The following is a 13,997-nucleotide window of genomic DNA, read 5'->3' on the forward strand; positions in this document are numbered from 1 at the left end:
GGTCAGTTGAGGGCCGGGACGTCGGCGGCGTGCTCCCGGGCCTGCCGGTCCATCTCGGCCCGGAAGGCGGCGACCAGGTGTGGCTGGATCCTTCCGGCATTCCGGTCACCGCCCGAGCAGACCGCTCCTCGCACGCCCACGATGTCCGTGCCGATACGGGTCAGCGGACCGAGGTCGGTCTGCTTGACGCTGCCTGCGAGGGCGGCGAGCAGACCGGACGCGTGGGCGCGGCGGACGAACTCGGCGCAGACGTCCGGCGGAACGTGGTCGAACAACCGCGTCCCGTCCTTGATCGCGGTGTCCAGCATGGCCGCGTCGGCACCGGCGCGGGCTGCGATGTCGGGCAGGGCGAGCGGGTTCACACAGCCGACGCGATGGGCGTCGGCGTAGCCCGAGGCGACGACCAGCGCGTCCGGGCGGTGGTCCTTCACCGCCCGGACAACCGCCCGCATGACCTCGACGCCCTGCTCGGGAGTCGTGCATCCGTACAGGCCCACCTTGATGTACGAGGCGCCGGAGACGGCCGCCCCGAGCGCGGCCTGCGCCACGGTGCCGGGCTTGTACGGGACGTCGCCCACGGTGGCGGACACCGGTTTGTCCGCCGGTACCGCGTCGCGGATCTCCCGGATGACCCAAGGGAAGTTGGCGCCGAGCGAGCCCTCATCGGGCTTCTTGACGTCGACGATGTCGAGGTGCTCCGCCGCTTTCGCGCAGGCGAGCGCTTCCTCGACGCCGTCCGGGGAGATGAGAAGCAACACCGTGAACTCCTTCCGCCGCGAGTCCGCCCGGCCGGAGGACGGGGAACTGCGGATCACCTGGTTCATGTGCGGTGTGCTCATCCTTTCCATTGCCCGCGGGCACCGGTAGGGCGTGCGGGGTTCCCCGGGCGGCGTGTGTACGCACACGTACGGCTCCGTGTGCACCGGCGCGAACCAGAGCCTGTTGAGCCGCGCCGAAACGCCGAGGCGCACCCGCCGTGCGTCACGCGCACCGCACAGCACCGTTTCGGTGTGGCCGTCATACGCGTGGGCAACGACCGCATGTACGGAGACGTCCTCACAGGCGGCTCCAGATGCTGTGGCAGAGGCCGGACAACGACCCCGAGATCGTCCTCATCACACCGATGGTCTGAACGAGCCGGCTCGCGCCCACCTGACCGGCAGCCGCAAAGCATGGCGGCCCGCCGGGTCACTCATCGCGCGAGCGCTGGTGGAACTCCACCGCGAACAGAGTGAAGAGGCCGGCACGCTCACGCCGTACGGTCCAGGCCGAGGCCACCCCGGAAGCGCTGCGCGACGACGAAGGCGCGGGGTGCCCACTCGCGGAGGCCGACACGGCCCACCGGTCCCAGGGCCGGGAGTTGACGTCGTCGTCTTCGACACGGTGGACGGCAGCGGCGGCAGCCTGGGGCCAACGCCTGGCACCACAATGGCCTCCGCCCGTTCAATGTGGCAGTGACCCGGACGAAGGCCCGGCCGTACGTCGTTGCCGGCGGAGCCCGCCTCAGGATCGCCAAGCCCGGAACGGCCCTGGCCCGGCTTGCCGCACTCCTCATCGCGGGAATCGAGCGGTAACTCGGTCCGCATCAGCGGCCGCCGCTCCTGCGACCGGCCCCGTGCTCGACGCGCAGGACGTCCACCGCGGCGGCCGGTGGCCCTGCCCGCATCTTGTATCCGGTGTTCACGCAGTCGCCGACGTTGCGCCCCAGCGACGCGGCGGCTGTGAGCACGTTCTCCCACCGGCGCCCAGGGGACGATGTCGCCACCTGCACGCGCGGCAGCGGCCGCACTCCGAGCAGGCATTTACCGCATCCGTCGTAGGGGCGTCCGATGCACACGTGGGGTCGTACCTTGCAAGGTTCTCTCCGTTCGAGCACGCAAGGCACGAGGACTCGACGGCACGGCCCCGAGGCGATCTTGGTCAGCCCAGGAAGCTCAACCGCGACAGCCTGACCGGGCAACGTACCTTCTCGTTGGACTCCGCCAGTCGAGTCGAAGAAGTCCAGGCGGACGGGTGGAGCGAGCAATACGCCTACAACGCCGCCGGCGACCAATCCCGGACCGCCCTGGCCGCCCGGGCTCCAGGCCAGGCGGCCGCTGGAGATCGGGCTCTATGAGGGGACCCGTATCACCCGAGCCGGCCGTACCCGTTACACGTACGACGAGCAGGGCCGAGTCACGCAGCGCAGGACAAAAACGTTGAGCGGCAGAGTCCTCGTATGGCACTTCCAGTGGGACGCAGAAGATCGCCTCACGGATGTGCGTACCCCTCAAGGATCGGACTGGCGCTACCTCTACGATCCGCTGGGCCGACGGCTGGCCAAACAACGCCTGGCCCCGGCCCCGGACCACCACATGGTCGAAACCACGACCTACCGGTGGGACGGCGCGCTGCTGGCCGAGGAACGTACCAACGGGACCGCCGTGGTCTGGGACTACGCCGGGCTCCAGCCGCTGTGCCAGCGTGAGTTCAAGTTCGACCGCGAACAGAACGAGCTCGATCGGCGATTCTTCGCGATCGTCACCGACCTGGTGGGCGCTCCTACCGAACTCGTGTACACCGACGGCTCTCTGGCCTGGCGGGCCCGAAGCACGGTGTGGGGAGCCACGCAGTGGAACAAGGACAGCGTTGCCTACACACCATTGCGGTACCCCGGCCAGTACTTCGATCCGGAGACCGGACTGCACTACAACTTCAACCGCTATTACGACCCGGATCTGGGCCGGTATCTGTCGCCTGATCCCCTGGGCCTCGCACCGGCGATCAATCACTACGCATACGTCCCCAACCCCCTGGTGCTTTCCTTGATCCGCTGGGATTGGCCGGCTGCACGGCGGATCCCACATGGGGCGGACAGGTCCGGTGGACCCTTGATGAACACAGCCGGCCGTACGAGATGAACGCCATCGTGACCCGAAACATGCTCGATGAGGGCACCGACGCACGGAACACCATCTTCCCGCCGGGCTACCAGTCGGGTGTGGGACAGGCCCGCGGGCACATGCTGGCCAATCAACTCGGCGGTTCCGGGGATGAATGGAAGAATCTGTTCACCATCTCGCAGAACCCGACGAACACGCCGTGGATGAGTATGTTCGAACAAAGAGTCTATGACGCTGTCGCGGATGGTGACGTTGTCACATACAACGTCTACCTGGAATACGTGAACGACGACCCCGACTCACCGCCGGAGAGCATTCACCTCGAGGCCTTCGGCCACCGGAAGGGACCAGATGGAAAGCTCCGGTTCGACCAGGAAGACATCCGCCAACCCAGCTCACGACGAACCTGGCCCCTGATACTCCCCGGAGTCACCATGACCACCCTGACCGCGCTGACCACTATCTGCCCGCCCCCCGCGTCACCTCCCTCAGCCCTCGATTGGAGCCCGGTCGAGACAGAACTCGGCATGCGGCTTCCCGAGGACTACAAGCAGCTCATGGCCACATATGGTCCTGGGGAGTTCTGCAATTTCCTCTCTCTGTACTATCCGCACGCCCCCCGCGAAGCGGCAGCTCTCACCGGGCCTATGCCCGCCCGACTTCGGCAGCAGATCGAAGAAGTCAGGCACAACGCCCGGCTGCCGTGGCCACTGCCCCACCCCCCGGAGCAACTCTTCGCCACAGGAGTCACCGGGAACGGTGACTACCTCTTCTGGGTCACACAGCCCTCGGACAAGCCAGACGCGTGGGATGTCGCGGTCAACCAGGCTCTGCGCGCCCCCTGGTACACCTTCACCGGAACCCTCACCCAGTTCCTCCTCGCGGTCATCGGCGGCACGACGCGGGTCCCCTCTTTTCCGGAAGACCTCCTCGACAACGGGACCACGTTCACCCCCGCCCGCCCGATCGTGGAGCCGACCACCCCAACCGACCAGCAGGACTCCATGAACCCGACCGAAATCCGCGCATGGGCCCGCGCCAACGGCCATCCCCTCCCCGACCGCGGCCGCATCCCCATCGAGATTATCGAGGCTTGGAAACGGGGCAACACCGTCTGAGCCACAACTGGTCGCCTATAGCTGTCGCATGGAGCATTCCCGCTGATACAGCTCAGCTCGGACGCGACTACCCGACTGAATCGGCCTACCCGAGGAACGACAGCCGCACCTGGCGGTTGTAATTAGAGATGTTGGTATCCACCAGACACACAGACTGCCACGTCCCCAGTTCCAGCCTCCCCCCGATCACCGGCAAGGTGGCATGCGGCGGCACCAGTGCCGGGAGCACGTGGTCGCGGCCGTGGCCCGGGCTTCCGTGGCGGTGGCGCCAGCGGTCGTCGGCGGGGAGCAGGGTCTGCAGCGCGCCGAGGAGGTCGTCGTCGCTGCCTGCGCCCGTTTCCAGGATCGCGATCCCGGCGGTGGCGTGGGGGACGAAGACGTTGAGCAGGCCGTCCCGTCCGTGCGCGGCGCGGTCCAGGAACTGCGTGCAGTCTTCCGTCAGGTCCATGACCGTTTCGGTCCGTCCCGTGGTGACGCTCAGCAGGTGTGTGGCAAAGGTGTCGGACATGGCCCCATTCTCTCGTCGTCGGGGCGGGCCGCGCCCACCGGGAAGATCCGGGTCCGGGTCTGGGTTGGTAGAAACGTGAACAACTTCGGGACACGTGAGCTGGACGTGGTCGTCATCGGCGCCGGGCAGGCGGGGCTGTCCGCCGCCTATCATCTGCGCCGTGCCGGACTCCGCCCCGACCAGGACTTCGTCGTGCTGGATCACGCGCCCCGGCCCGGCGGCGCCTGGCAGTTCCGCTGGCCCTCGCTCACGTACGGCAAGGTGCACGGCATGCACTCCCTGCCCGGCATGGAGCTGACGGGCGCCGACGGCAGCCGTCCCTCGTCCGAGGTGATCGGAGCGTACTTCGACGCGTACGAGAGCCGCTTCGGCCTGCGGGTGCACCGGCCTGTCGAGGTGAGCGCCGTGCGCGACGGTGAAGCCGGGCGGCTGCTGGTCGAGACCTCCGAGGGTACGTACGCCACGCGGGCCCTGATCAACGCCACCGGCACCTGGGACCGCCCGTTCTGGCCGCGCTATCCCGGTCAGGAGACGTTCCGGGGGCGGCAGCTGCACACCGCGAGCTATCCGGGCCCGGAGGAGTTCGCCGGCCTCCGGGTCGTCGTGGTCGGCGGCGGCGCGTCGGGCACCCAGCACCTGATGGAGATAGCCGAGGTCGCGGCGGAGACGTACTGGGTGACGCGGCGCCCCCCGGTGTTCCGCGACGGGCCGTTCGGGGAGGAGGAGGGGCGGGCCGCGGTGGCACTGGTGGAGGAACGCGTACGCCGGGGGCTTCCGCCTCAGAGCGTGGTCAGCGTGACCGGACTGCCGCTCAACGACGCGGTCCGGCGCGCTCGCGAGCAGGGTGTGCTCGACCGGCTCCCCATGTTCGAGCGGATCACGCCGGACGGGGTGGCCTGGCCCGACGGCCGGACCGTCGACGCCGATGTGATCCTCTGGGCGACCGGCTTCCGGGCGGCCGTCGATCACCTGGCACCCCTGAAGCTCCGCGAACCGGGCGGTGGCATCCGCGTCGAGGACACCCGGGCCGTACGGGACCCACGCGTCCACCTCGTCGGTTACGGCCCGTCCGCCAGCACCGTCGGCGCCAACCGGGCCGGCCGGCAGGCCGTCCGTTCGGTCACCCGGCTCCTGGACAGCGTGCCGGTCTGATCCCGCTCGGGTGCCACGCCAGGAGCAGAACACGCGAACACGGGATCGGATGTTCGCTCGAACGCGTGGTCGTTCCGGATCTGGTTGCTCAACTACTGCGCGACACCGGACGATTACTACATGCACACAGCGGGCTGCAGACCGCTACCGCGCATGTCCCACAGATGCACCACGCACAAGGAGAATCACCAGATGAACTTCCTGACCAACCTGCTTGCCGGCGTCGTCCACTTCGTGGGTTGGCTCGTCTGATCGTTCCTGCACCACGGCGCCGCCGCTCCCCGTCCCACGGGAGCGGCGGCGCTTCCGTGTGTCCGCTCCGTCAGGACCGGGGGTCCCTGACGGTGGGTCCGGTGAACGGGGGCAGGCCCGCGAAACGCGGATCCACCGTGACCGCCTCGGTGAGCGCGTCGAGCGTACGGCGTACCCGGCTGAGCGGGTGGTCGGGGAACTTCGAGTCCCAGCGGAGATGGTCCGCCACATGGAAGGGAAGGCCGCCCCGCACATCCGGTGCGTAGGGGTGCGGGCGGAAGTACGCGTCGGGGCCGACTTCGGCCATCACGACGGCTTCCCGCATCCCTGTCATCCCGCGCTCGGGTGCCTGGATCTTCACCACGGTGCTGCACTGCCGGCGGGGCACCGTGAAGCTGCCGATGAACACCTGCCCGCTGGGCTGCCGGGGCAGTGGCACTTTGAGTATCTGCCGGAGTGCGGGCAGGCCCCCGAGCTGTTTCACCGACGCTTCGATGAGTCCGCCGCCCGCCTGAGCGGTCCAGTGGGTGAGGGTGGTCCGCAGCGCGGGGCCGTCGTCCAGGCCGGCCGGGAGGTCGGGCGGCAGTGCGAAGTTGTGCAGGGACAGCACATCGCCGTCGTCGTTGATCCAGGCCTCGCCCTGGGCGCCGCCGTCGCTGTCCAGGGGCCGGTATCCGGGGAGTTCCACCCCGAGCAGTGCTCTCATGCGTGGGGATCATGCCGCACCCGCCGACGGCTTCGCAGCCGGATCCCGTCCCTCAGGTGGCGGCCGGGACCGGATGGCTGTCGCGGCGGATCAGGGCGGCATAGCGTCCGTCCTGCGCGAGCAGTTCTTCGTGGGTGCCGCGCTCGACCGTACGGCCGTCGTCCAGCACGACGATCTGGTCGGCGTCCCTGATGGTCGAGAGCCGGTGCGCGATGGTGAGCGTGGTGCGGCCCTTCGAAAGGGAGTCGATGGCTTGCTGCACTGCGTGTTCCGTACGGGTGTCGAGGGCGCTCGTCGCCTCGTCGAGGATCAGCACGGGCGGGTTCCGGAGAATCGTGCGGGCGATCGCCAGCCGCTGCTTCTCGCCGCCGGAGAATCGGTATCCACGTTCGCCTACGAGGGTGTCGTAGCCGTCGGGCAGGCCGGCGATGTGCTCGTGGATCTGGGCGGCGCGGGCGGCGGCCTCGATCTCCTCGTCGGTGGCGTCCGGTTTGGCGAAGCGGAGGTTCTCGGCGACCGAGGCGTGGAAGAGGTAGGTCTCCTGCGAGACCACACCGACGGCCCGGGCGAGGGTGTCGAAGTCCAGGTCGCGGACGTCCACGCCGTCGATGGTGACCCGACCCCCCGTGACGTCGTACAGCCGCGGCACCAGGTAGCTGAGCGTGGACTTGCCCGATCCGGTGGGGCCGACGACTGCCAGGCCGGTCCCGGCGGGCACGGTCACATCGATGCCGCTCAGGGTCGGGCCGCTCTTCTCGTCGTAGCTGAAGGTGACGTCCTCGAAGGCGATCTCGCCGCGGATCTCCTCCAGCCGGACGGGCTTCTCGGGCTCGGTGATGTCCACCCGGAGATCGAGGTACTCGAAGATGCGCGCGAACAGGGCGAGGGACGTCTGCATCTGGACACCGGTGGCGAGCAGGCTCACCGCCGGCCGGAAGAGGCCCTGCTGGAGCGAGACGAAGGCGACCAGGGTGCCGATGGAGACCGCCGTCGCACCCGACTGGAGGGTGAGGCCCGCTGCCCAGTAGATGACGGCGGGCATGGCGGCCATCACGATCCCGATGGTCGACATCCGCCAGCGCCCCGCCATGTTGGAGCGCACTTCGAGGTCGACGAGGCGCTCCGATTCCTCGGAGAAGGCCTTGGTGAGCGAGTCCGAGCGGCCCATGGTCCGGCCGAGCAGGATTCCGCTGACCGAGAGCGATTCGGTGACCGTGGCGGCCATGGCGGCCATCTGCTTCTGACGCTGGGTGGTGATCTTCTTGCGCTCCCGGCCGACTCGCCGGCTGATCCAGACGAACACGGGCAGCAGGAGCAGCGAGACGACCGTGAGCCGCCAGTCCAGCGCGAGCATGGCCACCACGGTGGCGATGACGGAGGTGAGGTTGGAGACCAGGGAGGTGGCGGTGGAGGTGACCGTCGCCTGCATGCCGCCGATGTCGTTGGCGATGCGGGACTGGACCTCGCCCGTGCGGGTCCGGGTGAAGAAGGCGAGCGGCATCCGCTGCAACTGCGTGTAGACGGCGGTGCGCAGGTCGTGCATGACGCGCTGGCCGACCGTCGTGGAGATCAGGGTCTGCAGGACGCCGAAGACGCTGTTCATCACGGCGGTGAGGATCATGCCGAGCGCGAGCAGCGTGAGCAGCCCCGTGCGCCCCTGGGGGATCGCGGTGTCCAGGATCTCGCGGAGCAGGAACGGGGAGGCGACCGACACCAGGGAGGAGGCGCCGACCAGCAGCCCGACCACGGCGAGTCTGCCGCGGTAGGGCCGGAAGAGCCGGAAGATGCGGCGCAGCTCGGCGGGCGGCTGCCCCGCGCCTGCGGCTGGAGGTGTCCAGACGGGTTCGTCGGGTTTCATGGGCTCCTTCGAGAGCGTGCGAATGAGGGGACGCCCGTGCGTCCGTCAGCCCGCACGGAGGCCGGCCGAGCTGACGGGAAGGGCGAACTTTCAAGAGCCTAGCTCATTGTTACCTCTATTCACAATGAACAAGGTCCTGATAATGTTCCCTCATGGACTCCCCCGACTCCGACGGCATGCTCGCCGAGCAGCTGCTGCGGCTCACCCGCCGCCTCCAGCGCATCCAGAGCCGGCAGCTGGAGCCGATCGGCATCACCCCGGCCCAGTTCCGCCTGCTGCGCACGACCGCGCACTACGACGGCGCGCCACGGATGGCCGATCTCGCAGAGCGTCTGGACGTCGTCCCACGGGCCGTGACCACTCTGGTCGACGGCCTGGAGGCGAGCGGCCGGGTGCGGCGCGCCCCTGATCCGGCCAACCGCCGGGTGGTCCGTATCGAGATCACCGAGGAGGGCCGCGCCGTGCTCCGTTCGATGCGCGACGCGCGCAAGGCCGCCGCGGAGGAGATCCTGGCTCCATTGACCGCCGAACAGCGTGAGGTGCTCGGCGGACTGCTCACCGCTCTGGTCGACGGGATGCCGGAGCGCCGCCGCTGCTGAGGCACGCGGTGCGACCACCGCACCGCGCCGTCGAGGGGATCTGACATGCCGCTGCTGGAGCCGGAGCCGGAAGCCCTGCGCCCTGGGACGGCACGCACGCCGTCCCCCGATCGGGTGCCCGGCTGGAAGGCGTCGGGGACTCCGGCGGAGCTGCGGGACGGTCTGACCGCCCTGCTCGGCGCGGAGAAGGTCCTGTGGAAGATCTCCGACCTGGTGCGCTACGCCTCGGACGCCAGCCCCTACCGCTTCCTTCCGCAGGTCGTCGTGGTCCCCGAGGACATCGACGACATCTCCGCGATCCTCTCCTACGCGCACGGCAAGGGCCGTGACGTCGTCTTCCGGGCGGCGGGCACGAGCCTCAACGGTCAGGCGCAGGGCGAGGACATCCTCGTGGACGTACGCCGGCACTGGACGGGGATCGAGGTCCTGGACGACGGGGCACGGGCCCGGATCCGCCCGGGTACCACCGTCATGCGGGCGAACATCACGCTCGCCCGGCACGGCAGGCTACTCGGCCCCGATCCCGCCAGCGCGATCGCCTGCACCGTCGGCGGGGTCGTCGCGAACAACGCCTCCGGGATGACCGCGGGGACGACGCGCAATTCGTACCGCACGGTCTCCTCCCTCACCTTCGTCCTGCCGAGCGGCACGGTGGTCGACACGGCCGAGCCCGATGCCGACGAGCTGCTCCGCCACGCGGAGCCGCGCCTGTGCGACGGGCTGATGGCTCTCAAGGCGGAGATCGAGGCGGACGCCCCGCTCACGGCCCGGATCCGCGCCAAGTACGAGATCAAGAACACCAACGGCTACCGCCTCGACGCGTTCCTCGACGGAGCGACCCCGGTGGAGATCCTGCGAGGGCTGATGGTCGGTTCCGAGGGCACCTTCGGCTTCATCTCCGAGGTCGTCTTCGACACCCTGCCCCTGGACCGGCACGTCTCCTCCGCGCTGCTGTTCTTCCCCTCCCTGGCCTCGGCGGCGGCAGCGGTGCCCCGGTTCAACGAGGCGGGCGCGATCGCCGTGGAGCTGATGGACGGCAACACGCTGCGCGCCTCGGTGAGGGTCCAGGGCGTTCCCGCGGACTGGGCGGGTCTCCCGCGGGCGACGGCGGCGCTCCTGGTGGAGTTCCGCGCCCCGGACGAGACCGCGCTGGAGGCGTGCGAGCAGGCGGCGGCCTCGGTCGTCAGCGGTCTCGACCTCGTCGTGCCGGCCGTCTCCGTCACCAACGAGTTCACCCGGGACGCCGGGACCATCGCGAGGTACTGGACGGCCCGGAAGGCGTTCGTCACGGCCGTCGGCGGCTCCCGTCCGTCGGGCACGACGCTGATCACGGAGGACTTCGCCGTGCCGCCGTCCCGGCTCGCGGAGGCCTGCGAGTCGCTGCTCGAGCTCCAGGCGGTGCACGGCTTCGACGCCGCCGTCGCCGGCCACGCGGCACACGGGAATCTCCACTTCCTGCTCGCCTTCGACGCCGCGAAGCCCTCCGACGTCGAGCGGTACGCGGCGTTCATGGACGACTTCTGCGCGCTGGTCGTCGACCGTTTCGACGGGTCGCTGAAGGCGGAGCACGCCACCGGCCGCAACATCGCCCCGTTCCTCGAGCTGGAGTGGGGCCCGAAGGCGACCGAGCTGATGTGGCGCACGAAGCAGGTCATCGACCCCGAGGGGGTGCTGGCGCCGCGGATCGTCCTGGACCGCGACCCGAAGGCACATCTGCGCGGGCTCAAGACGATCCCCTCGGTCGAGCCGGTCGCCGACCCGTGCATCGAGTGCGGCTTCTGCGAACCGACGTGCCCCAGCGAGGACCTGACGACCACTCCGCGTCAACGGATCGTGCTGCGCCGGGAGATGATGCGCCAGCCGGACCGTTCCCCCGTGGAGGCAGGCCTGCTGGACGCCTACGGTTACGACGCCGTGGACACCTGCGCGGGCGACTCCACGTGCAAGCTGGCCTGCCCGGTCGGCATCGACACCGGCGCGATGATGAAGGACTTCCGCCACCAGCGGCACTCCGCCCGCGAGGAGCGGGTCGCGGTGCTCACCGCGAAGTACTTCACGGCGGTGGAGACCACGGCACGGCTCGCGGTCGCCGCTGCCCACGCCGTGCCCGGAGCGGCCCGTGACCGGGCGCTCGGGGCCGTGACCAGGCTCGCCCGCCGGGCGGTCCGGCCGGATCTCGTGCCGGAGTGGTTGCCGGAGATCCCCGGCGCCGCCTCGCGCAGGCTCCCCCCGACCTCGCGGGCGGGGGCGAGTGCCGTCTACTACCCGGCCTGCGTGAACCGCATCTTCGCCGGACCCGAGGACCAGGGCGCGCTGTCGCTCGCCGACGCCGTGGTCTCCGTGTCGGCGCGGGCAGGGAAGCCCGTGTGGATCCCCCGGGACGTCGCGGGGACCTGCTGCGCGACGATCTGGCACTCCAAGGGTTACGACGCGGCCGACGCGGTCATGGCCAACCGCATCGTGGAGGCCGCCTGGGGCTGGACCGCCGGGGGCAGGCTGCCGCTGGTGGTCGACGCCTCCTCCTGCACCCTGGGCCTGGCGCACGAGGTGGTGCACCATCTCAGTGAGGCCAACCGGGAGTTGCACAGCGAGCTGACCGTCGTCGACTCGCTCGTCTGGGCGGCCGAGGAGCTGCTTCCCGCCCTGACCGTGTTCCGCAGGACGGGCTCCGCCGTACTCCATCCGACCTGCTCCATGCAGCATCTCGGCGACGTGGCACAGCTGCGTACGGTCGCCGAGGCGTGCGCCGAGGAGGTCGTCGTCCCCGACGACGCCGGCTGCTGCGCCTTCGCGGGCGACCGCGGCATGCTGCACAAGGAGCTCACGGACTCGGCGACCGCCAAGGAGGGTGCCGAGGTGGGCGCCCGGGAGTACGACGCGTATCTCTCGGCCAACCGGATGTGCGAGATCGGCATGGACCGGGCCACCGGCCACCCCTACCGCTCGGCGCTGATCGAGCTGGAGCGGGCCACACGGCCGGTCCTCTGAAGCCGGGCGCGCGCCCGCACGCCGACGCCGGGCGCACGCCCGCACGCCGGAACCGCCCGCACGCCCGCACGTCTGAAACCCGGGCGCACGCCCGCAGTCCGCTCCCTGATCCGCGGAGCCGGCAGCCTGCCGCCGCCTCGTCGGCCACTCCCCCATGCCCGTCCACACCGACGCCTGGCTGACGGCCGCAGCAAAGTCCATGGTTTACGCGCGAGAGTCCAATCGCATCCCTTGCACAACAACAGCCCCACCGTTCAAGGTCCTTACCAAGGTCCGGGCGCCCGCCTCGTCGTGGGCCCCCGGATTCGTCTGCGCACCGTCGGATCGCCCTTTCTGGAGGCTCGATGAATGACGACGCACCACAGGACCTGGACCCTCTGAACACGGACGACGGCTCGCTGAGCCGTCGTTCCGTGCTTCGCACCACAGCCGGGGCAGCCGGAATCGCCGGCGTCGGACTCGGCTTCGGAACCCTCGGCAGCGGCACCGCCGCGGCGGCGGAGGAGAACGTGCCGGCCGCCGCCTCCCCCGCCCGCAAGGGCGCCACCATGGCCGGCGTCCCCTTCGACCGCCGCTCCACCGTGCGGGTCGGCATCGTGGGGCTCGGTAATCGCGGCGGCAGCATGATCGATCTCTTCCTCGCCGTGGCCGGGGTAAGGGTCGTCGCGGTCTGCGACCCGGTGAAGGACAAGGCCGAACGGGCCGCCGCGAAGGTCACGGCGGCGGGCCAGCCGACGCCCGCCGTGTACACGAACGGCGAGGACGACTACGAGAACCTCTGCAAGCGCGGCGACATCGACTTCGTCTACGTGGCCACGCCCTGGGACTTCCACTTCGAGATGGCGAAGACCGCCATGCTCAACGGCAAGCACGTCGGCGTCGAGTGTCCGGTCGCCCTGCGGCTCGACCAGCTCTGGCAGCTGGTCGACCTCTCCGAGCGGACCCGGCGGCACTGCATGCAGCTGGAGAACTGCTGCTACGGCCAGAACGAGATGCGGGTGCTGCGGATGGCACACGCCGGCCTCTTCGGTGATCTGCTGCACGGCGCGGGCGCGTACAACCACGATCTGCGCGGGCTGATGTTCGACCCCGACTACTACGAGGGCCCGTGGCGGCGGCTGTGGCACACCCGGCTGCGCGGTGATCTCTACCCCAACCACGGTTTCGGGCCGGTCGCCAACTACATGGACGTCAATCGCGGCGACCGCGCGGTGTCCATCACCAGCGTCGGCTCGCCGTCGCTCGGCCTCGCCGAGTACCGCGAGAAGCACATGCCGAAGGGCGACCCGAGCTGGAAGGAGACCTATATCGAGAGCGACCGGACGATCAGTCTCGTCCGGACGGCCAAGGGCCGGGTGATCCGCCTGGAGCACGACGTGTCGACGCCCCACCCCTACTCACGGATCAACAGCCTCGGAGGCACGAAGGGCGTCTTCGAGGACTACCCGGCCCGCATCTATCTGGAGCCCGATCACACCGACGACCAGTGGGCGGACTTCTCCGCGTACGCCGACTGGGACCACTGGCTGTGGAAGGAGCACGCCGACCCGCCCGGTGGTCACGGCGGGATGGACTACATGCTGGTGTTCCGGCTGATGCAGTGCATGCGCCTCGGGCTCGTACCCGACTTCGACGTGTACGACGCGGCCACCTGGACCGCGCCGGTCCCGCTGAGCCACCTCTCCATCAAGGCCGGGGGCGCCCCGCAGCAGATCCCGGACTTCACCCGCGGCGAGTGGAGGAAAGCACGCCCGGGCATGGACTCCCAACAGCCCGACGAGTAGGCCGGATCGGGCCCCGGCACCGGGGCCCGGTCCCCCGCACCGAAAATAATCGGTTGCCCCGGGCGGGGTCAGGAAGCGAACCTTGCACGGTTTGGTCCCCCACTGTTCCACGAGATCCTCCACGGATCTCCGCTTCCGATCCTTGGGACG

11 protein-coding genes are annotated in these 13,997 nt (G+C 69.7%); 6 read left to right on the plus strand and 5 right to left on the minus strand.

All coding sequences use genetic code 11. The features are described from left to right. Nucleotides 1-2 precede the first annotated feature (2 nt). Both ACIP63_RS17855 and ACIP63_RS17860 read right to left on the minus strand, forming a co-directional pair. Nucleotides 3-758 carry a (5-formylfuran-3-yl)methyl phosphate synthase gene (locus ACIP63_RS17855; protein WP_401516940.1) on the minus strand — a complete coding sequence of 252 codons (756 nt, stop codon included), beginning with the start codon at nucleotides 756-758 and terminating at the stop codon, nucleotides 3-5. Nucleotides 759-1,585: 827 nt separating this feature from the next. Beyond that, the gene (locus tag ACIP63_RS17860) at nucleotides 1,586-1,837 is read right to left on the minus strand and encodes a hypothetical protein (protein ID WP_401516585.1); all 252 of its coding nucleotides are present in this window, start codon (nucleotides 1,835-1,837) and stop codon (nucleotides 1,586-1,588) included. 361 nt (nucleotides 1,838-2,198) lie between these two features. Here ACIP63_RS17860 and ACIP63_RS17865 point away from each other — a divergent pair, with 361 nt between their 5' ends. Further along, on the plus strand, nucleotides 2,199-2,900 hold the full coding sequence (locus tag ACIP63_RS17865; protein ID WP_401516586.1) for an RHS repeat-associated core domain-containing protein: 702 nt from the start codon (nucleotides 2,199-2,201) through the stop codon (nucleotides 2,898-2,900). After that, on the plus strand, nucleotides 2,897-4,000 hold the full coding sequence (locus ACIP63_RS17870; protein WP_401516588.1) for a histone-like nucleoid-structuring protein Lsr2: 1,104 nt from the start codon (nucleotides 2,897-2,899) through the stop codon (nucleotides 3,998-4,000). The genes ACIP63_RS17865 and ACIP63_RS17870 overlap by 4 nt, the downstream gene beginning before the upstream one ends. Before the next feature lie 85 nt (nucleotides 4,001-4,085). Here the strand turns inward: ACIP63_RS17870 and ACIP63_RS17875 are convergent, their stop codons facing one another. Continuing rightward, nucleotides 4,086-4,508 carry a secondary thiamine-phosphate synthase enzyme YjbQ gene (locus ACIP63_RS17875; RefSeq protein ID WP_401516589.1) on the minus strand — a complete coding sequence of 141 codons (423 nt, stop codon included), beginning with the start codon at nucleotides 4,506-4,508 and terminating at the stop codon, nucleotides 4,086-4,088. Between the two features lie 75 nt (nucleotides 4,509-4,583). Between ACIP63_RS17875 and ACIP63_RS17880 the strand changes: the two genes are divergently transcribed. Continuing rightward, nucleotides 4,584-5,660 (plus strand): FAD-dependent oxidoreductase, encoded by a 1,077-nt coding sequence (locus ACIP63_RS17880; RefSeq protein ID WP_401516591.1) that lies wholly within the window; start codon nucleotides 4,584-4,586, stop codon nucleotides 5,658-5,660. Between the two features lie 322 nt (nucleotides 5,661-5,982). Here ACIP63_RS17880 and ACIP63_RS17885 read toward each other — a convergent pair whose 3' ends face one another. Together ACIP63_RS17885 and ACIP63_RS17890 are read right to left on the minus strand one after the other, a co-directional pair. Further along, nucleotides 5,983-6,618 (minus strand): hypothetical protein, encoded by a 636-nt coding sequence (locus tag ACIP63_RS17885; RefSeq protein WP_401516592.1) that lies wholly within the window; start codon nucleotides 6,616-6,618, stop codon nucleotides 5,983-5,985. Between the two features lie 52 nt (nucleotides 6,619-6,670). Further along, nucleotides 6,671-8,476, minus strand: a complete 1,806-nt coding sequence (locus tag ACIP63_RS17890; protein WP_401516593.1) for an ABC transporter ATP-binding protein — start codon at nucleotides 8,474-8,476, stop codon at nucleotides 6,671-6,673. A gap of 152 nt (nucleotides 8,477-8,628) precedes the next feature. On the opposite strand from ACIP63_RS17890, the gene ACIP63_RS17895 reads away from it, so the two are divergent. The 3 genes from ACIP63_RS17895 to ACIP63_RS17905 all read left to right on the plus strand — a co-directional run bounded on the left by ACIP63_RS17895 (nucleotide 8,629) and on the right by ACIP63_RS17905 (nucleotide 13,847). Then, a complete protein-coding gene (locus ACIP63_RS17895; protein WP_104790661.1) occupies nucleotides 8,629-9,075 on the plus strand; it encodes a MarR family winged helix-turn-helix transcriptional regulator in 447 nt (148 codons plus the stop codon). A 45-nt stretch (nucleotides 9,076-9,120) separates the two neighbouring features. Next, nucleotides 9,121-12,063 (plus strand): FAD-binding and (Fe-S)-binding domain-containing protein, encoded by a 2,943-nt coding sequence (locus ACIP63_RS17900; protein ID WP_401516594.1) that lies wholly within the window; start codon nucleotides 9,121-9,123, stop codon nucleotides 12,061-12,063. Nucleotides 12,064-12,407: 344 nt separating this feature from the next. Next, entirely contained in the window at nucleotides 12,408-13,847 is a 1,440-nt protein-coding gene (locus ACIP63_RS17905; protein ID WP_401516596.1) for a Gfo/Idh/MocA family protein, read from the plus strand. The last annotated feature ends 150 nt before the right edge of the window (nucleotides 13,848-13,997 follow it).

The sequence above is a fragment of the Streptomyces sp. NPDC088746 genome (genome assembly GCF_044751065.1).
Taxonomy (GTDB): Bacteria; Actinomycetota; Actinomycetes; order Streptomycetales; family Streptomycetaceae; genus Streptomyces.

What these genes read in the sequence shown, in the direction of transcription:
- ACIP63_RS17895 (WP_104790661.1), top strand. Translation starts at nt 8,629, where the DNA reads ATGGACTCCCCCGACTCCGACGGCATGCTCGCCGAGCAGCTGCTGCGG.
- ACIP63_RS17905 (WP_401516596.1), top strand. Translation starts at nt 12,408, where the DNA reads ATGAATGACGACGCACCACAGGACCTGGACCCTCTGAACACGGACGAC.
- ACIP63_RS17875 (WP_401516589.1), bottom strand. Translation starts at nt 4,508, where the DNA reads ATGTCCGACACCTTTGCCACACACCTGCTGAGCGTCACCACGGGACGG.
- ACIP63_RS17870 (WP_401516588.1), top strand. Translation starts at nt 2,897, where the DNA reads ATGAACGCCATCGTGACCCGAAACATGCTCGATGAGGGCACCGACGCA.
- ACIP63_RS17900 (WP_401516594.1), top strand. Translation starts at nt 9,121, where the DNA reads ATGCCGCTGCTGGAGCCGGAGCCGGAAGCCCTGCGCCCTGGGACGGCA.
- ACIP63_RS17890 (WP_401516593.1), bottom strand. Translation starts at nt 8,476, where the DNA reads ATGAAACCCGACGAACCCGTCTGGACACCTCCAGCCGCAGGCGCGGGG.
- ACIP63_RS17885 (WP_401516592.1), bottom strand. Translation starts at nt 6,618, where the DNA reads ATGAGAGCACTGCTCGGGGTGGAACTCCCCGGATACCGGCCCCTGGAC.